Origin of the sequence: Hymenobacter terrestris, assembly GCF_013377905.1 — a bacterium.
In the GTDB taxonomy this organism is placed as follows: Bacteria; Bacteroidota; Bacteroidia; order Cytophagales; family Hymenobacteraceae; genus Hymenobacter; species Hymenobacter terrestris.
This window is the reverse complement of the sequence record NZ_JABKAV010000003.1, coordinates 38,716-61,509: the sequence shown is the minus strand read 5'-3', so window position 1 is coordinate 61,509 and position 22,794 is coordinate 38,716. Positions and strand designations below refer to the sequence as shown.

Here is a 22,794-nt window from a genome sequence, read left to right as displayed (position 1 = left end):
AATCAGTCGGGCTCCACGGCCATATGACCAAGTCTAAAAATCTTCGTCCCTTTGTGCTACGACAGGGGAGAGGGGCCAGGGCTGACAGGCTGTCAGTACCGGGCCTCACTTCTCACTTCTAACTGCTCACTTCTCCTGAATGAAGTACTGGAAATACTACCTCGTGGCGCTGCTCGTCATCGTCATCGACCAGCTCTCGAAATGGGCCGTGCACCGCTACATGCCCATGGGTATGGCCGGCGAAATCCCCGTGTTCGGCGACTGGTTTAAGCTGCACTACACGCTGAATCCGGGAATGGCTTTCGGCGTAGAGCTGCCCGAGCCTTATGGCAAGCTGCTGCTCACCACGTTCCGGCTGGTAGCCGTAACGGGCATCAGCTACTACATCTACCGCCTCTGGAAGCAGCACGCGCCCAATGCCCTCATGATTTGTATTGCCCTTATTCTGGGCGGGGCCATCGGCAACCTGGTTGATTCCATTTTCTATGGGGTTGTATATAATAACGCGCCTTTTGGAGCCCCTACGCCCTGGCTACACGGGCAGGTGATTGACATGCTCTACGTGGATATCTACGAAGGAATTCTGCCTTCTACCTGGCCGCTGGTGGGCGGCTCGCACCTCTCGCTCTGGCCCATCTTCAACATTGCTGATGCTGCCATTTTCGTGGGTGTAGCGCTGATTCTGCTGTTCCAGAACCGTTTCTACGGCGAGCATTTCGAGGCTGCCGAGGCGGAAGAGCGCGCCGCCAAAGAGGCCGCTCAGGCCCACCGCGACGCGGAGGCTTCGGGAGTAGCGTAGTATTAGAACGTCATTCAGAGCGCAGCGAAGAATCTCACGTGCTGACGTTAGGTTACTGCTACAGTGGCAGCACGCGAGATTCTTCGCTGCGCTCTGAATGACAATACCCATAAACGGCCCGCCTCATGGCGGGCCGTTTGCGTGTCGGACCAACCAGCGCTTCGCCCGTTATCTTTACCCCATGCCCGCTCCCATTCTCTCCGTCCGCGACCTGACCATCGACTTTCACAGCCACCGTGGCAATACGCGGGCCGTGGAGGGCATATCGTTTGATTTGCACCGGGGCGAGACGCTGGCCATTGTGGGCGAATCTGGCTCGGGCAAGTCGGTTACCTCGCTGGCGCTGATGGGGCTGGTACCCATGCCGCCCGGCCGCATTGCGAGCGGCGAGGCTAGGTTTCAATCGGAGGCGCTGGGCGAGGTAGACCTGCTGCAGCTCACCGATGCGCAGCTACGACAGGTGCGCGGCAACGACATCGGGATGATTTTTCAGGAGCCCATGACCTCGCTGAACCCCGTGTACCACTGCGGCCCCCAGGTGGTGGAAGCTTTGCGGCTGCACACCGACCTGAGCGAAAAGGAGGCCCACGTCCGCACCGTCGAGCTGTTCACGATGGCCCGCCTGCCCCGGCCCGAAAAGATATTCGCCAGCTACCCCCACGAAATCAGCGGCGGCCAGAAGCAGCGCGTGATGATTGCCATGGCTATGGCCTGCAACCCCGCTCTGCTGATAGCTGACGAGCCTACCACGGCCCTCGACGTAACCGTGCAGGCCCAAGTTCTCCGCCTCATCGACGAGTTGCGCCGCGAGCACAACACGGCCGTCATCTTCATCACCCACGACCTAGGCGTGGTAGCTGAAATAGCCGACCGGATTATGGTGATGTACCGGGGCCGCGTGGTGGAGCAGGGGCACGTGCTCGACATCTTTACTAACCCCCAGCACCCCTACACCAAGGGCCTGCTGGCCTGCCGCCCAAAACTTTCGGTAGGCCGCAAAAAACTTCCCGTAGTAGCCGATTTCATGCAGGAAACGGCCGATGGAGGGTTTATTTCCACTGAAAGCGCCACTGCGCAAGTAATTGAGGCTGAAACGGCTGCTGAAGCTGGACCATTACCTGCCAGCGGAGCCGATACCACCAAAATGTTTCCCGTGGAACATTCTGTTTCACGCTCAGAAACCCCGCATTTTAGCCTCGAATTAGCTCCCTCGGCTGAATCGGGCCTACCGTTGCCACTTACTGCTGGCCCGCCAACGCAGGCTTCGCAGACAGCTCAGGCGGATCTTGTACCTTCCGCGTCTCAGGGCTTAGGCACTGGTTTAGTCAGCGCCTCGCAGGACAACGGGGGAGACACAGCCAACGAAAATTCTAAAACTGCCGCTGCTGCGCCTCACTCCGTAGCTCATGGTTTCAACTTTGGGAAACTGGAAGATACTGCTCGCAACCCTCTGCTCCAAGTGGAGAACCTGCAGGTATACTTTCCGATTCGTAAAGGCTTTTTCAACCGGAAGCCGGAGTTTGTGCGGGCCGTGGATGGCGTGAGCTTTGCCATTTATCCGGGCGAAACTGTCGGGCTGGTGGGCGAATCGGGTTGCGGCAAAACCACGTTGGGCCGGGCGCTGCTGCGGCTGGTGGAACCAACGGCCGGCCGCATCCTGTTTGGAGGCGACGATTTGGCCACGCTGCCGGCCGAAGCTCTGCGGCGGCGGCGGCGCGATTTTCAGATGGTTTTCCAGGACCCCTACGCCGCCCTCAATCCTATGCTGACGGTTGGCGAGGCCATCTGGGAGCCTATGCGGGTGCATGGTGTAGGCGGCAGCGGCGAGCAGCAAAAGGCCCGAGTGCTGGAGCTGCTGCGTACGGTGGGCCTGCGCGAGGAGCACTTTATGCGCTACCCGCACGAGTTCAGCGGTGGCCAGCGTCAGCGCATCTGCATTGCCCGTGCTCTGGCCCTGCAACCTAAGTGCATCATCTGCGACGAGTCGGTTTCGGCCCTCGACGTGTCGGTGCAGGCGCAGGTGCTAAACCTGCTCAACGACCTCAAACGCGAGTTCGGCATCACCTATCTATTCATCACCCACGACCTCTCGGTGGCCCGGTTTATGAGCGACCGGCTGCTAGTTATGCGCCAAGGCCAAATAGTGGAAAGCGGCCCCGCTGCCGACATCTACGCTAACCCCCAACACGAGTACACCCGTCAGCTGCTGGCCGCCATTCCCCGCGACTCGCCGGCCGATATCTGTGCCGCCGTGGCCAGCCGGGCCCATTAGGAGGCTACACAGAGCGCAATAAAGCATGACATTCTATTAACCCCGATATAGTTATTCCCCGTTATATTACGTAGTATCTTACGGCGGCCGCTGTGCCGCTTCCTTTTTCAATTTCCCGAAGGCATTTCATCCCACGCCTTCCCCTCATTCAACCTCTGCCGCCTGAGAAAACGACAATACCGGCGGCCCGACTACATGAAACAACCCTCTCAATCGGCCCCCCGCGCCTCCCGCGCGAAGGCCACTTCTACCGAGCCCGCGGCCGCCGCGGCCCTTATCAGCCAGGACCAGATTATGCGGATTTTCCGCGACAACCCCGGCAAAGTCCTCACCTACCGCCAGCTCTCGCGCCGCCTTGGTGTAACCACTAAAGACCAGCGTGAAGTAGTGTTTGCCCACCTGCGCGAGTTGCGTGAGCAAAAGCAGCTGCTGCTGATCCAGAACGACGAATACCGCCTGACCGATGAAGCTCAGGAGGAATTGGCTACTGCCCCTAAAGGACGTCGTAAGGGTGGCAAAAAGGGCGAAGCTGACGAAGAAACAGATGCTGTTGCCAAACCCGTTGCCGAGCCCGGCGAACTGCCGTCTGGCAAGAAGCTACCCCGCGGCGGCCGGGTTGTCGAAAGCGAATTTGGCCAGGATCCCGTGGTACACCGCCGCCGTGAGGCCGGCTTCGACTTTGCCGATGCCGATGACCCGCAGGCCCCGCGCCGCCGCCGCGAGAGCGGGGGCGACACCATTGTGGGCACCGTGGCGCTGGCTACCGAGAAGTACGCCTTCGTGATTAGTGAGGAGACGGAAAACGATGTGCGCGTGTTCACCGACCGCCTGCGCTTTGCCATGCAGGGCGATACCGTGCGCCTACGCCTGCGCGGCTCCCGCGACGGCCGCCCGGTGGGCGATGTGGTGGAAGTGCTCGACCGTAAGCGCCCCGAGGTAGTGGGCCGCCTGCAGATTCGCGACCACGTGGCCTTCGTGAAGGCCGACAACCGCAAGATGTACTTTGATGTGTACGTGAGCCAGGATGACCTGAACGGCGCCGAGCACGGCGACAAGGTGCTGGTGCACGTCACCGAGTTTCCGGAGGATGGCTCCGACCGTTCGCCGGCCGGCGTAGTGGTGCGCAGCTTCGGCCAGGCTGGTGGCAACGAAGCCGAAATCAACGCCATCATGGCCGAGTTCGGACTGCCGTTTGAATTTCCAGCTGAGGTGGAAGCCGATGCCCAGGCAATGCCCGCCACCATTTCAGAAGAAGAAATTGGGCGCCGCCGTGACTTCCGTGACATCACCACCTTCACCATCGACCCAGCCGATGCCAAGGACTTTGATGATGCGCTTTCAATCCAGCAGCTCGAAAACGGGCACTGGGAGATTGGGGTGCACATTGCCGACGTGACGCATTACGTGCGCCTCGATACGGCCTTGGAAAACGAGGCCCGCAGCCGCGCTACTTCAGTGTACCTCGTGGACCGCGTGATTCCGATGCTGCCCGAGCACCTGAGCAACGGCCTCTGCTCGCTGCGGCCCAACGAGGACAAGCTGACGTTTTCGGCCGTGTTCGAGCTCGATGAGAACGGCAAGCTGTACTCCACCTGGCTGGGCAAAACCGTTATTCACTCCGACCGCCGCTTTGCTTACGAAGATGCGCAGGAGCGGATTGAGGGTCTGGAATCGGACTACACCCAGGAGGTGCAGCTGATGAACCGCATTGCCAAGAAGCTGTGCGCGGCCCGCTTCAAGCAAGGCGCCATCAGCTTCGAAACGCAGGAAGTGAAGTTCCGCCTTGATGAGGACGGCAAGCCGCTGGGCGTGTATGTGAAGGAGCGCAAGGACGCCCACAAGATGATTGAGGAGTTCATGCTGCTGGCCAACCGCAAGGTGGCCGAGTTCGTCTTCAAGCTGAAGAAAACCAAGCCACGCTTTACCATGGTGTACCGGGTGCACGACTCGCCCGACCCCGAGCGCCTGCAGAACTTCGCCCTGTTCGCCAAGAAATTCGGCTACCACCTGGAGCTGAAAGACGTGCAGAAGCTGAGCACCGAACTCAACGACCTGAACGTGGAAGTGGTGGGCCGCCCCGAACAGAACGTGCTCCAGACGCTGGCTATCCGCACCATGGCCAAGGCCACCTATACTACCGACCCGCGCGGACATTTCGGCCTGGCTTTCGAGCACTACTCGCACTTCACTTCGCCCATCCGTCGCTACCCCGATATGATGGCCCACCGCCTGCTGGAACACTACCTCGACGGCGGCAAGAACGTGGAAATGGAGCCGATAGAGGAGGAGTGCAAGCACTCGTCGGAGCGCGAGAAACTGGCTGCCAGCGCCGAGCGCGCCAGCATCAAGTTCAAGCAGGTTGAGTTCCTGCAGGACCACATCGGCGAGCAGTTCACCGGCGTGGTGTCGGGCCTCACCGAGTGGGGCATGTACGTGGAAATTGCCGAGAACAAGTGCGAGGGCATGATCCGCATCAGCGACATTCCCGGCGACAACTTCGAGCTCGACAAGGACAACTACCGCCTCGTGGGCCAAGGCAGCAAACGCATTATCCAGTTCGGCGACGAGCTGCAGGTGGAAGTGAAGGCTGTGAACCTGCTTGACCGCACCATCGACTTCGCCCTGGTAGACGACCGCCCCGACGACGTGAAGCAGCGCGAGCAGCAGGAGCGTCGCGACAATGGCGGCGGCCGCCCTCCCCGAGGCAGCAGCCGCGGCGGTAAATCGGGCGGTGGTGGTGGCCGTAGCGACGGCAAGAACAGCAGCAACAGCGCCAGCGGCCGCTCCGACAGCAAGGGCAGCAAAGGCGGTGGCGGTAAAAGCGGCGGCAGCAAGCGTCGTCGGTAGCTAAAGCCTAAGTTAAACGAGAAGCCCCTGTTACCGGCAACGGTAGCAGGGGCTTTTTGCTTCCGGAGCCTGCCGCCTACTTGAACTCCATCGGCACCGTCAGCACCATATCGACGGGCTGCCCGCCGCGCTTGCCCGGCGTGAAGGTGTTTGATCGGCTTACTGCCGCTACTGCCGCGGCATCGTAGGCCGGGTTCAGGCCCCGGACCGGCACTACCCCGATGCCAGATAAAGCCCCTGATGCCAGCACCGTGAACTGCACCATTATCTGCCCACGCTGTCGGGGGACGGGCGGGCGTTTCAGGTTCCTGCTGATGACTGCGTACATGGCCTACGCCCCGCCCGGGAAATTCGGCACCGTCTGCACCCGCACGTATCTGCCCGTCGTAAGCGCCACCGAATCGGGGGCGGCGGGAGTTGGCGGGGTAGCCTTTGGGGCTGTTGGCTGCTGATTCGTTTTGCGGGGCAGTGGCACGATGGGTGCGGGTGGGCGAGCGTCCCAGCGGTTGTAGGAGTTCTGGGCTATGGCTATTGCCGGAAGTAGCAGCCAAACAAGCAGCAGGAGCAGGGGTTGGGTTCTCATGCCAGGGAAGATACGAAGTTGGGCGAGGTAACGCTTCCCGCAACCCGCCGTACCTTTCCCTGCTCAATCTGACCCCTGCATGGACCTTTCTTTCTTCACTGATAAACTTAACGTTGGCCTCACCGACCTGCGCTACGGGCAAGAGCCGACGAGCCTCTACGAGCCTATCCGCTACATCATGAGCCTCGGCGGCAAACGTATCCGGCCGGTGCTGGCTCTCATGGGCGCCCACCTGTTCACCAACGAGCTGGATGCCGTGGTGAAGCCTGCGCTGGCCACCGAGGTCTTCCACAACTTCACCCTGCTTCATGATGACCTGATGGACCAGGCGCCGCTGCGCCGCGGCCAGCCCACGGTGCACGAAAAATGGAACCCCAACGTGGCCATCCTGAGTGGCGATGTGATGCTGGTGCGCGCCTACGAGCTGCTGTTCGATATGCCGCCGGCGCTGCTGGCTCCGCTGTTGCGCCGCTTCTCACAAACCGCCGCCGAAGTCTGCGAGGGTCAGCAGTGGGATATGGAGTTTGAAACCCGCACCGACGTTAGCATCGCGCAGTACCTGGACATGATTCGGCTGAAAACGGCCGTGCTACTGGGCTTCGCGCTGGAGTTGGGTGCCCGACTCGGTGGTGCTTCAGAAGTAGATGCCGACCACCTGCGCCAGTTCGGCGTGGATATCGGCCTGGCCTTCCAGCTGCGCGACGACCTGCTCGACGTGTACGGCGACGCGGCCACCTTTGGCAAGCGCGTGGGCGGCGACATCCTGGCCGACAAAAAAACCTTTCTGCTGCTCACTGCGCAGGCCCAGGCCAGCCCCGCCCAGCAGGCCGTGCTGGCCCAACATGTCGGCCAGCCGGTAATGCATGAGGAAGCGAAGGTTGCCGCCGTGCGCGCCATCTACGACGAGCTCGAAATCCGCCCCCAGACTGAAGCGCTTATCAACGACTACTTCGTGGACGCCCTGCAGCATCTGGAGCGCGTGGCGGCCCCCGAATCGCGCAAAAAGCCTCTGCACCAGTTGGCCCTGCAGTTGCTGGAACGCGAGCAGTAGAAAGAGGAAGCCGAAAGAGCAGTTAGCAATAAGCGGTGTCATGCTGAGCGCAGCTGGAGGCGTAGTCGAAGCATCTCTACTGCTTCTTTGCAATGGCCTTGATTAGCGTTGCGGTAGAGATGCTTCGACTGCTGATCCGCCTTCGCTCAGCATGACACCGCTCTTTTTCCAACCCTCCTATCCATCATATCATCCAACCCATTCCCATCACCCCTTATTTCCCTGAATGGAATTTTCCGCCACCCTTGTGCTGGCCGTAATTACGGTCGGTATTTCGCTCTACGCTTGGTCGAATCCCGATTTTCTGGAAAGCTGGATTCTGGAGCCCTATGTGGTGCGCCGCCGCAACGAATGGTACCGCTTCCTCACCTCGGGCTTTCTGCACGCCGACTTCACCCACCTGCTCTTTAATATGATTGCCTTCTACTCGTTCAGCCGGGTAGTCGAAACTATTTTCGGGTATGCCTTCGGCCCTACTATGGGGTTGTTGTGGTACCTGCTGCTGTACTTGGGCGGCATCATTGTGTCTGATATTCCAACGTATCTGCGCCACCGCAACGACCCCGGCTACCGTTCGCTCGGGGCTTCAGGTGGCGTGTCGGCGGTGGTGTTTTCGGCTATTCTGTTCAATCCGGCGGCCGGCCTCTACATTTTTCCTATTCCCTTCGAAATCCCAGGCTTCCTCTTTGGCCTCCTCTACCTGGGTTATTCCTACTACATGAGCCAGCGCCAGGGCGACAACATCAACCACGATGCCCACTTTTACGGCGCACTCTATGGCGTTTTACTTACGCTGGTGCTGATTCCGCGAGCCGCGAGTATTTTCCTGGAGCAAATCCAGTTATATGTTGGTAAATATCTGTAAATCAATTAGTTGTCATGCATTATTGCGAATTTTCAATATCCATTTTGAGTTCGTTGCGTAAAGGGGCCCATAACTCTCCAATCTTAACCTTTCCCTGCCATGAACGCCATCAACACGCTCACCAAACGCCTGCCCGGTGCCGGCCTGCTCCTCTCGCTGCTCACAGTTTCGTTGCTTACGTCGTGCAGCCGCTTCAACACCGACGGCAGCCTAGCCACCTGGGGCTATATCATTCTGGCCCTCGATGTATTCGCCCTCTTCGACATCTTCCGTCAGAACTGGGGCCTCGGCAAGAAAATTCTTTGGGCAGCCATCGTGTTCTTCTTCCCGCTGGGTGGTCTGATTCTCTACTTCCTGTTCGCAGGTCGTGGTAAATCCAGCACCTAAACCGTTTTAATCTCAACAGAAAGCCCCGCTGTACTTTGGTACGGCGGGGCTTTCTGTTTGCAACGATGTTGGAGATAGTGAGGTTACTTGCCTCCTACCAACCGGCGCTTTTCCATGCGCGCCACATGCTGCAGAATAGCACCGGTGTTCGTGATTTCGGTGGCCTGCCAGTAGTCATCGCGCTTGCGCATTTTCACTTCGAGCACCAGCGTGGTGTCGTAACGGGGCTGGCTGAATTTCAACCCTACCAACGCCTGCTCACCCTCTTCGCGCGAGTAGGCAACACCATAGAACTTGCTGTTTTCGCCCACCACTTTGCTGGCCAGCCCCATCATCGACACGTTCACCAGCCGGTTGGGCGCAGCGGCGGCAGCCGCTTCTGCCGAGCCGGTTTCTATGTAGCGCTGCACCTCCTTGCGAGCGGCCTGGGCCAGCTGGGGCTTAAGCAGGCGCAGGGCCCCCGTCATGGCCATGCCGCCGGGATTGAGTACGCCCAGCGCCGAACCGTTCTTGGCCACATCGTCTACCAGGTTGCCCGTAACGCTGTTCACATCCACGTACCGCTCGAAGGCCGCCGGGTCGTGGTCGTCGATGGCCTGGTAAGCCTGCATGAGCGAGTACTCGGGCGCGGTGCGCACTTTATAGAAGTACAGGTAGGCACCAACCGCTACGGCCACCAGTACAATCAGGATGATAAGCTTTTTCATGGAGTGAAGCAGGTAAACGAAGTGAGCTAAGGAGATATAAAGGCAAAAATAGCCCGATTTCCTCACGCTCAGGCGCTGCCTACGTAAGCAGCAAGGCCAAGCGCACCGCCGCGCCCGGCGTTATGCTGCTGCTTATGCTGAAGCCTCAACCCGGGCGCTTTCCCGAAGTTCACGGACACCGTGGTTGCCGCGGACTGCGGCCCGAGAATACCTTGCCCGCTTTCCGTGAAGCCCTCCGCCTGGGTGTCGATGCGGTAGAACTGGACGTGGTCATTTCGGCCGACCGGCAGGTGATAGTGTCGCACGAGCCCTGGATGTCAGCCGCCATCTGCCGGCTGCCTTCCGGCCAGCCCATCGCGCCCTCCGAAGCCCGCCAGCACAACCTTTACCAGCTGCCCTACGCCCGTATCCGGCAGTACGACTGCGGCCTGACACGCCACCCCAGTTTTCCGGAGCAGCAGTCCGAGCCGGCCTTCAAGCCGCTGCTGCGCGAAGTTGTGGCCGACCTCGAAAACCTGTCCCGGCAGCTGGGCCGCGGCCCGGTGAAATACAGCGTCGAAATCAAAAGCGAGCCGGCCCACGACGGTCTGTTTCAGCCACCACCCGCCGAATTGCTGGCGTTGGTTCTGGCCGAGCTTCAGGCGCTGCAAATTATGCACCGCACCACGCTACTTTGCTTCGATAAGCGCATCCTGCAGCTGGCCCACCACGCGGTACCCGCGCTGCCCTTGTGCCTGCTCATCGAAGATGCCCTGCTGCTGGCCGAGCACCTAGCGGTGCTAGGCTTTACCCCAACTGTCGTTGGTCCCGACTTCCGGCTGCTGACGCCCGCGCTGGCTGCAGAGCTGGCCGGGCAGTGTATCCACTTAGTGCCTTGGACTGTGAATGAGCCGGCCGATCTGCGGGCAGTGCTGGCCCTGAATCCCTGGGGCATTACCACCGACTACCCCGACCGGCTTCTGGCACTTCGTTAGCGCTTTGTGCCAAAGGGAGTAATAGGTGCTTTGCCTAACGTGTTACAAAATTGCTGTAATGTATCATGTGTAACGTCCGCCATCTTTGCGTTACATTGTCTCATTACATTGTTAGAGCGTACGATTTTGTTGTATTGTATCAGTGTATCATTATAACATGTTCGTACGTTTTGGTAACGTAGAATGTATTGTACATATTTACATCTCGAATTCCTTTACACCCTTTATCTATGCCGCACCAGGGCGAAACACTGCAGGATGCTATTAAAAACAGCGGAATATCCATTACACGGATAGTGGACGACCTGGGTATTACACGTCCGACAATGTATCGTAAGTTCAAGGAACGTGAGCTTGATTACACCTTTGTAAAGCGAGTAGGCGAAATTATCGGACACGACTTCAGTAACGATTTTACGATTGCACAACAAACTGATATTTCGTTTAATGTTACAAGTGTCCCTAAAAATGTAACGAATGCGTCCGATGGCGCTAGCATTTCTCGTTCGGTCGTTACAGTTAGTGCCGGTGTTGATAGTTTAAAAGACCTAATGCAGCTTCAGCAGAAGTACATCGCCCTGCTAGAGGCTTACAACGAGCTACTCTTGAAGGTGTACGGTCCGAAGTAGGACAAAAGTGTTCCACGTGAAACATTTCTGTTTCGCCTTCTTTGCGCATCGATGATACAATGCTAGATGAACTGCGCTCTATAAGGCCTCGTCTGGCAAACCAGCCGCAGAGGACAGCTGTTCGTTCGTCTGTTCCAAGTCGGCGTTAGCAGGTCCTTTGAAGAGGGAAGAGAAGTAGCAAAGTGACTGTTTTGTAACCGAGCCGGACAGGGTAGGAGAGGGGTTGGGTGGCACGGTGGAAGCGCTAGCTTTGCACAATCCCTGTTCGCTTAAACTGTCGGCTTATGCCCCCGTTTGTACTTCCCGCTTACCGCTCCGTTTCCTACTCGCGCGTCACGCTCACCGAGCTGATGATCCCATCGTATGCCAACTTCGGTGGCAAGATTCACGGAGGTATTCTGCTCTCACTGATGGATAAAGTTGCCTACGCCGCCGCCTCCAAACACGCCGGCACCTACTGCGTAACCGTGAGCGTAGATGGCGTGAATTTCATGCAGCCGGTGGAAGTAGGCGAGCTGGTGTCGCTGCTGGCATCAGTGAACTATGTGGGGCGCACCTCGCTGCTGGTAGGCATCAAGGTAACGGCCGAAGACGTGCGCACTGGCCTGATGAAACACACCAATACAAGCTACTTCACCATGGTAGCCAAAGACGAGGCTGGCCAGCCTACCCAAGTGCCCGGCTTAGAGTTGGAAACCCGCGACGACGTGCGTCGCTTCCAGGAAGCCATCAAGCGCCGACAGTTTCAGCAGCAGTACCGTGAACAGTTCGATAATGCCCGCACCAGCCTAGCAGTAGATGACCAGATGGGGTTGCTGGATGGGGAGCGGTGCCGCATTGCCTACCACAGCAGCTGAGCGGCCACAGCGCAGCGGAGGGCGTGGCGCACATATACAGGCTCATTGCCTTAAGAGTGCGCCTGGCTCGGGTATCATGCAGGAACTACCTGAGCATATCTGCGCACCACTAGCAGTTGCTCGCTATTGGATGGAAGAAGTATGCCTTATGGTGCAGAAAGAAGCACCGACGACCTGAATCCGTTTAGGCTGGATGGCATGGTAAGAGCATGGATTGCTGTAGCAGAGCAATACTGCCCACTGCCTCTCTGCTGCCTGGGCGGGGAGTTGCCGTGCCCTCGCAGTAAAGGCAGCAACCATAAAAGCGGGTACTGCTAAGCGGGACTCTATATCTATAGCTCGGCTATAGGAAGACGACTTCTTTGATAATGTCCTCGCCAACTTCGGCGTTGAGATTGGCCAACACTTTGGTCTTGGCCATTATCAGTTCATGCTTAAGGGGGGCCGAGGATAGGCGCACAAATAGCTTGTTGTTGCTCACGTAGAGCTGCTGGGTTTTCAGGGCCACGGCCTTGCCCATCACCTTCTCCCAGCTGGCCACCACTGTTACTTCGTTCAGCTTACCCTGCAGGCGGTAGGCGCGCAGCATGGACGTGATGCTGTCTTTAAGCGAGACAATGTCGGCCTTGCGAGAATTTTCGGGAGCGTAAGGTTTTTTGTAAGCCATTGCAGTAAGTTAACGCGCGAAGAAAGCACCCCGCTGGCTAACTCAACAAAGATACCCCGCCCGCCGGCTACAACCGCGTCACGGTACCGGCATCTACCCGGAACCGGCGGATATCTTCCGACAGCTCGGCCAGCACCCTATCGGTGCGTTCGAGGTGGGTGTCGGTCAGGAAAATCTGGCCGAAGGTGTGGTTAGCCACTAGCTGCATCAGGCGCGTGATTCGCTTCTCATCGAGGCGGTCGAAAATGTCGTCGAGCAGCAGCAGCGGCTTCTGGTGCTGGCGCTCGGCCAGTAACTCAAACTGGGCCAGCTTGAGAGCAATGACGAACGACTTCTGCTGGCCCTGCGAGCCGTAGCCTTTCACCGGCTTGTCATCCATCAGGAAAGTGAAGTCGTCGCGGTGGGGGCCGGTGGTGGTGCGCTGCAGCGTCAGGTCGCGGCGCTCCTGCAGCCGCAGCAGCTTGCCGAAGTCGGCGCCGGGTAGCTCGCTTTTATAGGTGAGCGTAACCTGCTCCTGACCATCGGCGAGCTGGGCATAATGGCGCTGGAAGAGCGGCTCGAACCCAACCAGGAACTCCTGGCGGCGCTGCACCAGCTGCTCGCCCAGTGGGGCCAGCTGCTCATCAATGGTCAGCAGGTAGTCGCGGTCGTAGCCAGCCTGGCGGTCGGCGGCCAGCTTGAGCAGGGCGTTGCGCTGCTTGAGCAGTTGGGTGTAGCGGATGAGCAGCTCCAGATACGCGTGGTCGAGCTGCGACATGAGGCTGTCGAAGTGCTTGCGCCGCTCCTCGCTGCCCTGCCGGATCAGGTCCGTGTCGTAGGGCGAGATGAGCACCACCGGATAGCGGCCGATGTGGTCGGACACCCGCTCATAAGGCTGCTTGTCATGAGTAACGCTTTTCTTCTGGCCCACCCGCAGACTGCACTGAATGGTTTCGGCCGGCGCCTCATCGGGCCGGTCGGCGAACCGGCCGCGTACCACAAAGAACTCCTCGCCTTGCCGGATGCTCTGGGTATCGGCTTGGGTAAAGGCGCTCTTGGTGAGCGAGAGGTAATGGATGGCGTCGAGCAGGTTGGTTTTGCCACTGCCATTGTCGCCGATAAAGCAGTTGATGTGCGGGGAAAAGGCGAGCTGAGCTTCTTCGTAATTCTTGAAGAAGAGCAGATGAAGGTTCTCCAGGTTCATGCGCGGGGTTCGGACATTGCAATCCTTTTACGTACTTTCGCCTCCCAAACGCGAACAATCGAAACTAAGATGGCGGAGACGAAAGTACAGGCTGCGGCTAAGGCTTCCAATTCGGCGAAGAAAACGTCGGCAACCAAAGCGCCCGCTAAGGGTAAGGCCAAGGTGGAAACCGCCCAGCAGCCCCAGAACGTGAAAACGGCGGTGAACAAAGAAGCCAAGGCCGCTACTGATGGGCCCAAAGCCTCGTCGCCGGCCACACCCGAATATTCCAAGGAAACCTACCTGACCTGGTATGAGCAGATGGTGCTCATGCGCAAGTTCGAGGAGAAGGCCGGGCAGTTGTACGGCCAGCAGAAGATTAAAGGCTTCTGTCACCTCTACATCGGCCAGGAGGCCTGCGTAGCCGGTACCGTGTCGGCCCTGACCAAGGACGACAAGCACATCACCGCCTACCGCGACCACGCCCACCCGCTGGCGCTGGGCACCTCGCCCAACGCCATCATGGCCGAGCTGTATGCCAAAGCCACCGGCTGCTCGAAGGGCAAGGGCGGCTCGATGCACATCTTCGATAAGGAAGTAAACTTCATCGGTGGCCACGGCATTGTGGGCGCGCAGGTGCCGATGGGTGCGGGCATTGCCTTCGCCGAGAAATACAACAAGACCGGCAACCTATGCGTCTGCTCGATGGGCGACGGTGCCGTGCGCCAGGGCGCCCTGCACGAGGCCTTCAACATGGCCATGCTCTGGAAGCTGCCGGTTATCTTCGTGATTGAGAACAACGGCTACGCCATGGGCACCTCGGTGCAGCGGACCTCTAACGTCACGGAGCTGTATACGCTGGGCGAGTCGTACGACATGCCTTCGGAGCCGGTGAATGCCATGAACGTGGAGGAAGTGCACGAGGCCGTATCCCGCGCCGCCGAGCGGGCCCGTGCCGGCGAAGGCCCCACGCTGCTGGAGTTCAAAACGTACCGCTACAAGGGCCACTCGATGAGCGACCCGGCCAAGTACCGCACCAAAGACGAACTGGAGGATTACCGCTCGCGCGACTCCATTGAGGCCGTGCGCCACACCATCCTCACGCACAATATGGCCACCGAGGCCGACCTGGAAGCCATCGACGAGAAGATAAAGGCTCAGGTGCAGGAGTCGGTGGAGTTTGCCGAGAAGTCGGACTACCCGACTGCCGACGAGCTTTACCACGACGTGTACGTGCAGCAGGACTACCCATACATCCGCGACTAAGCAACCGGACGATTTTCCGGCCGCATTCAGTGGCCCCTTTTTCGAGCAACCTCCATGTCCAAGATTCCTTTTACGGGTAAAAGCCAGCAGAATCGCCCGCAGCGTGTCGTCAGCACCGACCCACTCGCTCCTGCGCAAGCCTACAACCCCGAGCACCCGCTGATGGAAGACCCCAACGCACTGGCCATGCGGCTGGTGGAGTCAGAGGATTTCGTGCGCCGCAATAAGAACGTGCTGCTGGGCCTGCTGGCCGTAGTAGTACTGGCCGTGGCGGGTGGCTTCGGCTACTACCTGTGGCGCAACTCGCAGAATGAAAAAGGGCAGGCGGCCATGTTCCAGGCGGTAAGCTACTGGGAGGCCGACTCGTTGCAGAAGTCGTTGAAAGGCGACGGCCGTAACCTGGGTCTGGAGCGCGTGGTTTCGGAGTACGGTGGATCTGATGCCGGCAACCTGGCCAGCTTCTACGCCGGCGTGGCTGCCCTCAAGCAAGGCCAGTACAAGGCGGCCATCGACTACCTCGAAGACTTCAGCGCCGACGATTACTTGGTGCAGGCCCGCGCCTACTCGCTGATTGGCGATGCTCACTTGGAGCTCAACCAGCCCAAGGAAGCCGCTGACTACTACAACAAGGCCGCCAACTACAATGCCAACGAGCAATTCTCGCCCGCTTACCTGCTCAAGGAAGGCACGGCCCGCGAAGTAGCCAAGGATTACGCCGGCGCCATTACGGCCTACGATAAAATCCTGACCGCCTACCCCGCTGCCGCCGAAGCCAACGAAGCCAAGCAGTACAAGGCCCGCGCCGAAGGTCTGAACGGCAAGTAGGTTTCTGTAGCCATTTGTTTGAAATAGGGTACAAGTGCCTGATTTTAAGAACAATGTAAATAAAAAGGCGGCTTTCGGGCTGCCTTTTTACTTTATGTAGGTACTCAGGCGCTGAGACTATCTTTGTGGCTGGGCCACTCTCTTCAGTTCATAAGGCTGGCAGTCACCAATAAAAGCGTAAAGTGCTTTTCGAAAGCATCTTTCTGGAACAACGGCTAAGCAGCTAACCACTGACAGCTTATAGCTTAATCCTAATGGCAACCTCCCTCAAAAACCTGAGCGACTACACCTCCGACCACTTCGTTGACATCTCCGAGAAGTGCTTCGGGCTGGTAGTAGCCGAGTGGAACCGCGAAATCACCGACACGCTGGCCCAGGGCGCCTACGACACCCTGCTAAAGCACGGCGCCAAGCCCGAGAACATCTTCCGCAACACCGTGCCGGGCAGCTTCGAGCTGACGCTGGGGGCCCAGTTACTGGCCCAGCACGATGAGATTGACGCCGTAATCTGTTTGGGCGTAGTTATCCAAGGCGAAACCAAGCACGACGACTACATCTGCCACGCCGTGGCCAGCGGCATCACCAACGTAGGCCTCAAGTTCAACAAGCCCGTCATATTCGGGCTTGTAACCACCAACACCCTGGAGCAGGCCTGGGACCGGGCCGGCGGCAAGCACGGCAACAAGGGCGTAGAGGGCGCAGTAGCTGCTATCCATATGCTGGGTTTCTAAGTTCAGAAGCTGAGCTATCCCACCAGTTCCGGCGGTTGCTGCCCGTTAGTGCCAGTTCAGACCGCATCGGGTAAGGCGTTGCCACTTAGGCAGGGGTGACGCGCAATCCGCCGCAAAATCGTAGCTTTGCGGCCGATTACCGGCATTGAGCGGGTGCGGAGGTCGTGCATTTTGGTTTCCGCCAAAGCGGCTGGGTAAACCAATTCGATTCTGTTGCTGTTCGGCTTACTTGGCTTAGCACCCAGATGTGCCAGCCAGTCGGTGTCACTTTCAACCAGCCTCCCCAATCCCACCCCTCTCACTATAATCTTCCTTTACAATCATGAGTGAAGCACCCCTACGCTATTCCAAGGAAGAACTGGCCGAGTTCGAGCAAATCATCCAGGACAAGCTTACTGCCGCCCGCAAGGAGGTTTCTTTTATCAAGGAAACCCTGAGCCGCAAAAACGATATGGGTACCGACAACACGGCTTCTTCATCGAAGGTGCTGGAAGACGGCGCCGACACGGCTGAGAAGGAAAGCATGAACCAGTTGGCGTCGCGCCAGATGAAGTTCATCCAGCAGCTCGAAAACGCGCTGGTTCGCATTAAGAACGGTACCTACGGCGTATGCATCGGCACCGGCAAGCTTATCCAGAAGGAGCGCCTGCGCGCCGTACCGCACACCCAGCATTCAATTGAGGCCAAAATGGCCCGTCGCGACTAAACTGAAGCTTAGGGCTTAGTGGGTAGTGCTTAGTCAGAGACGATATTATCTCTATTGGGCATCCTCGGCTAAGCGCTAGGCGCTAAACAACCCGGTAGCCCGGACTGGCTGCCTGAACTCCGCCCCGCGCGGAGCCGGGCTGCTAGTCCGGGCACTGTTTTCCCCGGAGCTTCGTTTATAAGCTCTCCCGAATCATTCATCTGTACCGTAGCGATACGGCACGCACGCTTTACCACCATGGGTAAGAAACACCACTCCGACGACGCGCCCAAGGGCCGCGGCCGCTTCTCCAGCTCCAGCCGGCCTACGAGCCGCGACGCGGGCAGCAAATTCATTCAGCCCGGCCAAGAGCGGGCCAACCGCGACCAGGCTCGCGGTGGTTCCGGCGGCGACGACTCGCGGCGCGGTGGCGACCGGCCCGCCTTTGGCGGACGCCCGGCGGAGGGTGGCTACGGCGGCCCGCGCAAGTTTGGCAACGGCGGCGGCAGCTTCGGTGGCCCACGTAAATTTGGCAACAGCGGTGGCGGTAGCTTCGGTGGCCGCGATGAGCGCCCGGCCCGCGACAACCGCTTCGGTGGTAGCCGCGACGAGCGTCCGGCTCGTGACAGCCGTTTTGGCGACTCGCGCAGTGCCGGCCGTGGCGACGACCGCCGCGACCAGCGTGATGAGCGCCGCGACGAGCGGCCCGTGCGCAACTTCGAGGCCAAGCAAACCTGGAAGGGCCAGCCCTACCGCCGAGAAGATGGTGAGCAGTCGGTGCCCCGTGGACAGCCGGGTGAGCGAAACCGTAAATTCATTAAAGGCAACCCCAATGCCGTAGACGAGCCGCGCCAGGAAGCCCCGCGCCCACGGCCCCAGGAAGACCACTTGGGCTCGCGCGAGTACGGCCCCGACCGTCCGGTGCGCCCGGCCCGTTCCTTCGACCCCGACCGCCGGCCCGAGAGCCTCGCTCCGCAGCATCCCGATTTTTCGGATGATGCCACCTTCCGCGCTACCCGCCGGGCCGAAGAAGCCGGCAACCGGGAGCCACGCGAATCCGACGACCGAAAGCCCTCCGGCTTCGGGGGCGGTGCCAGTGGCGAGCGGCGCAGCAGCTTTGGCCGCGACGAGCGACGCAATGAGCGCCCCGACCGGCGTGACGACCGGCGCTCCGAGCGCCCAGCGGGTACTGACCGGCCCGCGCGACGCCCTGATGCGGATGCACCGCGTGGCGCCTTCGGGCGCGACGAGAAACGTGCGCCCCGTGAGGAGCGGCCCCGGCGTGCTTACGACGAGCGCCCCGGCCGCCCCGATGCGCCGGCTGCTGCCGCCGACTCGAACCAGGCCGGCAAACGCAAGCGTGGCGAGGCAACCGGCGAAGCGCCCGACTACAAGAACCTGCGCCATTACGACGAAGATAAAACCCGGGGCAACAAGCGCCGCCGCGAAGAGGAGGAGGACTCGGCCGAAGGCACGACGCGCCTCAACCGCTACATCGCCAACGCCGGCGTGTGCTCGCGCCGCGATGCCGATGCGCTGATTGCGGCGGGTGAAATAAAGGTAAACGGGGAAGTAGTGACGGAAATGGGCTACCAGGTGCAGCCCTCCGACACGGTGCAGTATGGCAAAACCAACCTGAGCCGCGAAAAGCAGGTGTACCTCCTGCTCAATAAGCCCAAGGACTTCCTCACCACCACCGACGACCCCGAAGGCCGCCGCACGGTAATGGAGCTCATCAAGAGCGCCTCGAAGGAGCGCGTGTTCCCGGTTGGTCGCCTCGACCGCAACACCACTGGTCTGCTGCTGTTCACCAACGACGGCGAAGTCGCCCAGAAACTTTCGCACCCTTCGCACCGCAACAAGAAAATCTATCAGGTGGAGCTTGACAAGCCCCTGACGGAAGAGGACCTGCGCCAGATTGCGGCCGGCGTGGAGCTGGAAGACGGCAAGGCGGAAGTGGACGACGTGGCTGTAGTGGCTGGCAACCCGCACTTCGTGGGTGTGGAAATCCACATTGGCCGTAACCGCATCGTGCGCCGCATATTCGAGCACTTGGGCTACGACGTGGTAGCGCTGGACCGGGTGCAGTACGCCGGCCTCACCAAGAAGGACCTGCCCCGGGGCAAGTGGCGCTTCCTCAACGAGAAGGAAGTTATCCGCCTTAAGTATTTCATGTAGGCAGGCAACCCTGGGAGCCTAAATAGGCTCCCGGAGATATCGACTGCCAGAAAAAACGTTATTCAGAGCAAAGCGAAGATTCTCGCTCGGGGCCGTTGCAAAAACACACCAACGGCTTCGCGCAGAATTCTTCGCTTTACTCTGAATAACGTTTTTTGGCTTCTCGCTACTTTTGGCTTTCAGCTACCAACCCCTCACTTTTCCCATTGCGCACACTCGCCCTCGATATTGGCAACACGGCCGTGAAATACGGCTGCTTTGAGCGGGATGAGCTGCTGGAGTGGGCCAGCGGGCAGACGCCAGCGCAGGTGCGGGCGGCGGTGCTGCGCCTGCAGCCTGAGCACGTAGTGGTGGCATCGGTGGCCGAGCCGACGGCTGTTTGGGCCGCCGAACTGCGGACGCTGGTACCGGGCCGGGTGCTGGAATTCGTGCCCGCCACCACGCCGCTACCCCTGGCCAACGCCTACGCCACGCCCCACACCCTGGGAGCCGATCGGCTGGCGGGGGCGGTGGGGGCAGCCTGGCTGCTGCCGGGCCGAGATATAGTAATTGTGGATGCCGGCACGGCCATCAAGTTCGATGTGGTGGAAGGCGGGCAGGTGTTCCGGGGCGGCAGTATTGCGCCGGGGCTGGCCATGCGGTTTAAGGCACTGCACGCGTTTACCGGGCGGCTGCCGTTGGTAGATCCGCCGGCCAATGCTACCGATGAGGTGCCCCTGACCGGCACCGACACCGAAAGCGCTATTCGCAGCGGCGTATTGAATGGGGCGGCTGCCGAAGTGGCCGGCTTGCTGGCCGCCTACGCTGCCCGCTACCCGAAGCTGGCCGTGGTACTGGCCGGCGGCGACGCACCATTTTTTCGTGCCCGCCTGAAAGGACCTATCTTTGTTGTTCCGGAGCTGGTTTTAATTGGGCTCCACCGAATTTTAGCACATCATGTCGCAACTTAATTTTGCTGGTCTGGCCGGCGGTTTTTCGCTGCTGGGCCTGCTGGCTGCCACGCCGGGGGCGCTGGGCCAGGGTCAGGGCTTGGGCAACTCGCCTTATTCGCGCCTGGGGCTCGGCGACGCCAGCCAGAACCTGGGTGGCGTGCGGCAAATGGGCATGGGCGGTACGGGCGTCGCAGCTCCGAACGGCACCAACGTCAACGAGCTGAACCCGGCGCTGCTGTATTATACCAACCGCACCACGTTCGAAGCCGGTTACACTGGCCAGTTCAAAACGCTGCGCAACAATGTAAGCAGCCAGCGCACCGGTACCGGCACGCTGGGCTACATAGCCCTGGCGGTTCCTATCAGCCGCAGCTGGGCCGGGGCCATTGGCCTCAAGCCCTACAGCACGGTCGACTATGAGTCGAAGACAGTGAATAACGGCGTGTCCAACGACCCGGATGCCCAGTTGGAGCGCCAGTACTTAGGTGACGGCGGCTTGGCGGAGGCCTACATGAGCCACGCGGTACGGGTGCGCAAAAACTTGGTAGTGGGCGTGTCGGCAGCTTATGTGTTTGGCAGCATCAACCAGCAGGCCAGCACCCGCGTGGGTACCGCTACGCTGCCCCTGGCACTGGCCAGCCGCTCCATTTACGAGCAGCAGGTGCGCTACACCGATTTCACCTTCCGCTCGGGGCTGCACTACCGCGGCAAGCTCAACGACAAGCTCAACTACAACGTGGGCGGGGTATACAGCTTCCAGAGCCAGCTCAACGGCGACCGAAGCACTAATATTCTGCGTGAAGATGCTGGCGGAGCCCTGATTAACGCCAGCGTGCTTAGCAGCGGCGAAAAGGGCAAAGCCCGCGTACCTGCTCTGTCGCAGGTGGGCATCAGCTTCGATAACAACCGCAACTGGAGCCTGAACCTCGACGGCAGCCGGCAACAATGGTCGCGCTTCAAGTCGTTTGGCCAGGAAGGTGGGCTGTCGAATATTGCGCTCAGCGACATCTACCGCGGGTCGATGGGGGGCGAATTTACGCCCGACCCCACGTCGGTTGATAATTACTTTAAGCGCGTTACGTATCGTGCCGGCCTGAGCGTGGCCCAGCTGCCGTACCGCCCCGGCGGCAACGTGCTGCTCGACCGGGCCGTGAGCTGGGGCTTTGGCCTGCCGCTGCCCTCGGCCTCCGCCCTCGATGCTACCACCGTCAGTCTGGGGTTCACCTATGGGCGGCGCGGCAACACCGATGTGCTCGTGCAGTCCGATGGCAGCAACGAGCGTAACGTGCAGGAAAGCTATATCCGGATGCAGCTGGGCGTGACGCTTAACAACCGCTGGTTCATCAAGCGCCGGATTGAGTAGCCGGACAGGATAGCAAACAGTGGGGCGAGCGGACAGCACACCGTCTTTTTTCAGCCCCCTACGCGTCTCCTCCGGCATCAAGGATATGTTTTTGTCCCTGATCCAACCACCAGATATGAAGTCAGGAAAATGGATGACGGGGTGGCTGCTGCTGGGGCCGGTGCTGCTAAGCGCCGGCTGCCATAAAGCCGATGAGGCCCCGGTCAAAGTCATCGACTACCAGGGCCCCACCGTGGAAACCCGCAACGTACTCATGCTCGTCAGCGACTCGGCCCGGCTGCGCGTGCGCCTGACGGCCCCCCTGGAGCAGAGCTTTGAGTCGGGCGACCGGCTCTATCCCGAGGGCGTGCAACTCACGTTCATGGACGAGGAGGGCAAAACGGTCGTGAACACGATAACCGGCAAGTATGGCCGCTACCAGCGCAACCAGAGTTTGTACTCTATGCGCGGTGACGTGCGCGTGACCAATGTGCCCAAGCAGCAGCGCATGAACTCCGAAGAGGCTTTCTACGACCAGAACAAGGCCAGCATCTATACCAAGCCCGAAACCGAAATCAAGGTAACAACGCCCACCGAGGTGCTCACCGGCCGGGGCCTGACGGCCAACCAGGATTTTTCGCGCTACCGCATTCTAACGCCCACCGGTGTATTTACCATGCAGGATGGTGCTCCGGCAGCCGCCCCCCCCATTGCCACCGATACCGCTCCGTAGCCATGAAACGATTCTGGGACCCCGGCATCAGCCAGACCATTCTGTTTGTAGTGGGCGTATTTACGTTCGTAGTGGCCTCATTCCGGACACTGGTTATTGGCGGGCTTGAAGGTCTCTATAGCAACTATTGGCTGTTCATGGTTTCGTTCGGCTGCATTATCTGGCTGCGCTACCTGCGCCAACGCCAGAAGGAGGCCGACATGCGGGCCGAAGATGCCCGGAAGGCCGAAACCAGCAAAGCGGCCCGCAAACCCGGCAAAGCCGCCGGTAAGCCCAAGAAACGGAAGTAGCAACCCGGGGCC

Annotated in this window: 23 protein-coding genes; 18 read left to right on the top strand and 5 right to left on the bottom strand. The window is 59.8% G+C overall.

Annotation, left to right across the window (positions count from 1 at the left end; translation table 11 throughout):
- Positions 1 to 139 precede the first annotated feature (139 nt).
- The 3 genes from HW556_RS01890 to rnr all read left to right on the top strand — a co-directional run bounded on the left by HW556_RS01890 (position 140) and on the right by rnr (position 5,918).
- A complete protein-coding gene (locus HW556_RS01890; RefSeq protein ID WP_176897455.1) occupies positions 140 to 799 on the top strand; it encodes a lipoprotein signal peptidase in 660 nt (219 codons plus the stop codon).
- A 181-nt stretch (positions 800 to 980) separates the two neighbouring features.
- Positions 981 to 3,071, top strand: coding sequence for an ABC transporter ATP-binding protein (locus HW556_RS01885; protein WP_176897453.1), 2,091 nt, complete (start codon positions 981 to 983; stop codon positions 3,069 to 3,071).
- A 195-nt stretch (positions 3,072 to 3,266) separates the two neighbouring features.
- Complete coding sequence (gene rnr / locus HW556_RS01880) at positions 3,267 to 5,918, top strand: ribonuclease R (RefSeq protein ID WP_176897451.1); 2,652 nt, start codon at positions 3,267 to 3,269, stop codon at positions 5,916 to 5,918.
- Between the two features lie 76 nt (positions 5,919 to 5,994).
- Here the strand turns inward: rnr and HW556_RS01875 are convergent, their stop codons facing one another.
- Both HW556_RS01875 and HW556_RS01870 read right to left on the bottom strand, forming a co-directional pair.
- On the bottom strand, positions 5,995 to 6,246 hold the full coding sequence (locus HW556_RS01875) for a TonB family protein (protein WP_262889980.1): 252 nt from the start codon (positions 6,244 to 6,246) through the stop codon (positions 5,995 to 5,997).
- A gap of 3 nt (positions 6,247 to 6,249) precedes the next feature.
- Positions 6,250 to 6,501 carry a hypothetical protein gene (locus HW556_RS01870; protein WP_176897441.1) on the bottom strand — a complete coding sequence of 84 codons (252 nt, stop codon included), beginning with the start codon at positions 6,499 to 6,501 and terminating at the stop codon, positions 6,250 to 6,252.
- Positions 6,502 to 6,580: 79 nt separating this feature from the next.
- Here HW556_RS01870 and HW556_RS01865 point away from each other — a divergent pair, with 79 nt between their 5' ends.
- The 3 genes from HW556_RS01865 (at position 6,581) to HW556_RS01855 (ending at position 8,804) form a co-directional block, all read left to right on the top strand.
- Entirely contained in the window at positions 6,581 to 7,552 is a 972-nt protein-coding gene (locus tag HW556_RS01865; protein WP_176897438.1) for a polyprenyl synthetase family protein, read from the top strand.
- A 226-nt stretch (positions 7,553 to 7,778) separates the two neighbouring features.
- Positions 7,779 to 8,417 (top strand): rhomboid family intramembrane serine protease, encoded by a 639-nt coding sequence (locus tag HW556_RS01860; protein WP_176897436.1) that lies wholly within the window; start codon positions 7,779 to 7,781, stop codon positions 8,415 to 8,417.
- Positions 8,418 to 8,516: 99 nt separating this feature from the next.
- Positions 8,517 to 8,804 (top strand): PLD nuclease N-terminal domain-containing protein, encoded by a 288-nt coding sequence (locus HW556_RS01855; RefSeq protein WP_176897430.1) that lies wholly within the window; start codon positions 8,517 to 8,519, stop codon positions 8,802 to 8,804.
- An 83-nt stretch (positions 8,805 to 8,887) separates the two neighbouring features.
- Here the strand turns inward: HW556_RS01855 and HW556_RS01850 are convergent, their stop codons facing one another.
- Positions 8,888 to 9,511 carry a hypothetical protein gene (locus tag HW556_RS01850; RefSeq protein WP_176897428.1) on the bottom strand — a complete coding sequence of 208 codons (624 nt, stop codon included), beginning with the start codon at positions 9,509 to 9,511 and terminating at the stop codon, positions 8,888 to 8,890.
- Positions 9,512 to 9,633: 122 nt separating this feature from the next.
- Here HW556_RS01850 and HW556_RS01845 point away from each other — a divergent pair, with 122 nt between their 5' ends.
- The 3 genes from HW556_RS01845 (at position 9,634) to HW556_RS01835 (ending at position 11,971) form a co-directional block, all read left to right on the top strand.
- Positions 9,634 to 10,485 (top strand): glycerophosphodiester phosphodiesterase family protein, encoded by an 852-nt coding sequence (locus tag HW556_RS01845; protein ID WP_317170462.1) that lies wholly within the window; start codon positions 9,634 to 9,636, stop codon positions 10,483 to 10,485.
- 230 nt (positions 10,486 to 10,715) lie between these two features.
- Positions 10,716 to 11,114 (top strand): hypothetical protein, encoded by a 399-nt coding sequence (locus HW556_RS01840; protein ID WP_176897424.1) that lies wholly within the window; start codon positions 10,716 to 10,718, stop codon positions 11,112 to 11,114.
- 284 nt (positions 11,115 to 11,398) lie between these two features.
- On the top strand, positions 11,399 to 11,971 hold the full coding sequence (locus tag HW556_RS01835) for an acyl-CoA thioesterase (RefSeq protein WP_246289491.1): 573 nt from the start codon (positions 11,399 to 11,401) through the stop codon (positions 11,969 to 11,971).
- Between the two features lie 343 nt (positions 11,972 to 12,314).
- Here HW556_RS01835 and HW556_RS01830 read toward each other — a convergent pair whose 3' ends face one another.
- Entirely contained in the window at positions 12,315 to 12,638 is a 324-nt protein-coding gene (locus tag HW556_RS01830; protein WP_176897422.1) for a DUF721 domain-containing protein, read from the bottom strand.
- Positions 12,639 to 12,705: 67 nt separating this feature from the next.
- Positions 12,706 to 13,821, bottom strand: a complete 1,116-nt coding sequence (recF, locus tag HW556_RS01825) for a DNA replication/repair protein RecF (RefSeq protein ID WP_176897420.1) — start codon at positions 13,819 to 13,821, stop codon at positions 12,706 to 12,708.
- A gap of 69 nt (positions 13,822 to 13,890) precedes the next feature.
- On the opposite strand from recF, the gene pdhA reads away from it, so the two are divergent.
- From pdhA to HW556_RS01780, 9 genes are all read left to right on the top strand, one after another.
- Positions 13,891 to 15,066: a pyruvate dehydrogenase (acetyl-transferring) E1 component subunit alpha gene (gene pdhA, locus HW556_RS01820; RefSeq protein WP_218136844.1), complete on the top strand. Its 1,176-nt coding sequence runs from the start codon at positions 13,891 to 13,893 to the stop codon at positions 15,064 to 15,066.
- A gap of 54 nt (positions 15,067 to 15,120) precedes the next feature.
- Entirely contained in the window at positions 15,121 to 15,891 is a 771-nt protein-coding gene (locus HW556_RS01815; RefSeq protein WP_176897419.1) for a tetratricopeptide repeat protein, read from the top strand.
- A gap of 254 nt (positions 15,892 to 16,145) precedes the next feature.
- Positions 16,146 to 16,622, top strand: a complete 477-nt coding sequence (gene ribH / locus HW556_RS01810; protein ID WP_176897417.1) for a 6,7-dimethyl-8-ribityllumazine synthase — start codon at positions 16,146 to 16,148, stop codon at positions 16,620 to 16,622.
- 322 nt (positions 16,623 to 16,944) lie between these two features.
- Positions 16,945 to 17,328 (top strand): TraR/DksA family transcriptional regulator, encoded by a 384-nt coding sequence (locus HW556_RS01805; RefSeq protein ID WP_176897415.1) that lies wholly within the window; start codon positions 16,945 to 16,947, stop codon positions 17,326 to 17,328.
- 237 nt (positions 17,329 to 17,565) lie between these two features.
- Positions 17,566 to 19,485 carry a pseudouridine synthase gene (locus HW556_RS01800; RefSeq protein ID WP_176897413.1) on the top strand — a complete coding sequence of 640 codons (1,920 nt, stop codon included), beginning with the start codon at positions 17,566 to 17,568 and terminating at the stop codon, positions 19,483 to 19,485.
- 206 nt (positions 19,486 to 19,691) lie between these two features.
- Complete coding sequence (locus tag HW556_RS01795; protein WP_176897411.1) at positions 19,692 to 20,435, top strand: type III pantothenate kinase; 744 nt, start codon at positions 19,692 to 19,694, stop codon at positions 20,433 to 20,435.
- On the top strand, positions 20,422 to 21,780 hold the full coding sequence (locus HW556_RS01790; RefSeq protein WP_176897408.1) for a porin family protein: 1,359 nt from the start codon (positions 20,422 to 20,424) through the stop codon (positions 21,778 to 21,780). The genes HW556_RS01795 and HW556_RS01790 overlap by 14 nt, the downstream gene beginning before the upstream one ends.
- Positions 21,781 to 21,895: 115 nt before the next feature.
- On the top strand, positions 21,896 to 22,492 hold the full coding sequence (lptC, locus tag HW556_RS01785; RefSeq protein ID WP_176897407.1) for an LPS export ABC transporter periplasmic protein LptC: 597 nt from the start codon (positions 21,896 to 21,898) through the stop codon (positions 22,490 to 22,492).
- 2 nt (positions 22,493 to 22,494) lie between these two features.
- Entirely contained in the window at positions 22,495 to 22,782 is a 288-nt protein-coding gene (locus tag HW556_RS01780; protein ID WP_176897405.1) for a hypothetical protein, read from the top strand.
- Positions 22,783 to 22,794: the final 12 nt, after the last annotated feature.

Excerpts from the sequence above, each read along its gene's own strand:
- HW556_RS01890 (WP_176897455.1), top strand. The coding sequence starts at position 140 with ATGAAGTACTGGAAATACTACCTCGTGGCGCTGCTCGTCATCGTCATC.
- HW556_RS01885 (WP_176897453.1), top strand. The coding sequence starts at position 981 with ATGCCCGCTCCCATTCTCTCCGTCCGCGACCTGACCATCGACTTTCAC.
- rnr (WP_176897451.1), top strand. The coding sequence starts at position 3,267 with ATGAAACAACCCTCTCAATCGGCCCCCCGCGCCTCCCGCGCGAAGGCC.
- HW556_RS01875 (WP_262889980.1), bottom strand. The coding sequence starts at position 6,246 with ATGTACGCAGTCATCAGCAGGAACCTGAAACGCCCGCCCGTCCCCCGA.
- HW556_RS01870 (WP_176897441.1), bottom strand. The coding sequence starts at position 6,501 with ATGAGAACCCAACCCCTGCTCCTGCTGCTTGTTTGGCTGCTACTTCCG.
- HW556_RS01865 (WP_176897438.1), top strand. The coding sequence starts at position 6,581 with ATGGACCTTTCTTTCTTCACTGATAAACTTAACGTTGGCCTCACCGAC.
- HW556_RS01860 (WP_176897436.1), top strand. The coding sequence starts at position 7,779 with ATGGAATTTTCCGCCACCCTTGTGCTGGCCGTAATTACGGTCGGTATT.
- HW556_RS01855 (WP_176897430.1), top strand. The coding sequence starts at position 8,517 with ATGAACGCCATCAACACGCTCACCAAACGCCTGCCCGGTGCCGGCCTG.
- HW556_RS01850 (WP_176897428.1), bottom strand. The coding sequence starts at position 9,511 with ATGAAAAAGCTTATCATCCTGATTGTACTGGTGGCCGTAGCGGTTGGT.
- HW556_RS01845 (WP_317170462.1), top strand. The coding sequence starts at position 9,634 with ATGCTGCTGCTTATGCTGAAGCCTCAACCCGGGCGCTTTCCCGAAGTT.
- HW556_RS01840 (WP_176897424.1), top strand. The coding sequence starts at position 10,716 with ATGCCGCACCAGGGCGAAACACTGCAGGATGCTATTAAAAACAGCGGA.
- HW556_RS01835 (WP_246289491.1), top strand. The coding sequence starts at position 11,399 with ATGCCCCCGTTTGTACTTCCCGCTTACCGCTCCGTTTCCTACTCGCGC.
- HW556_RS01830 (WP_176897422.1), bottom strand. The coding sequence starts at position 12,638 with ATGGCTTACAAAAAACCTTACGCTCCCGAAAATTCTCGCAAGGCCGAC.
- recF (WP_176897420.1), bottom strand. The coding sequence starts at position 13,821 with ATGAACCTGGAGAACCTTCATCTGCTCTTCTTCAAGAATTACGAAGAA.
- pdhA (WP_218136844.1), top strand. The coding sequence starts at position 13,891 with ATGGCGGAGACGAAAGTACAGGCTGCGGCTAAGGCTTCCAATTCGGCG.
- HW556_RS01815 (WP_176897419.1), top strand. The coding sequence starts at position 15,121 with ATGTCCAAGATTCCTTTTACGGGTAAAAGCCAGCAGAATCGCCCGCAG.
- ribH (WP_176897417.1), top strand. The coding sequence starts at position 16,146 with ATGGCAACCTCCCTCAAAAACCTGAGCGACTACACCTCCGACCACTTC.
- HW556_RS01805 (WP_176897415.1), top strand. The coding sequence starts at position 16,945 with ATGAGTGAAGCACCCCTACGCTATTCCAAGGAAGAACTGGCCGAGTTC.
- HW556_RS01800 (WP_176897413.1), top strand. The coding sequence starts at position 17,566 with ATGGGTAAGAAACACCACTCCGACGACGCGCCCAAGGGCCGCGGCCGC.
- HW556_RS01790 (WP_176897408.1), top strand. The coding sequence starts at position 20,422 with ATGTCGCAACTTAATTTTGCTGGTCTGGCCGGCGGTTTTTCGCTGCTG.
- lptC (WP_176897407.1), top strand. The coding sequence starts at position 21,896 with ATGAAGTCAGGAAAATGGATGACGGGGTGGCTGCTGCTGGGGCCGGTG.
- HW556_RS01780 (WP_176897405.1), top strand. The coding sequence starts at position 22,495 with ATGAAACGATTCTGGGACCCCGGCATCAGCCAGACCATTCTGTTTGTA.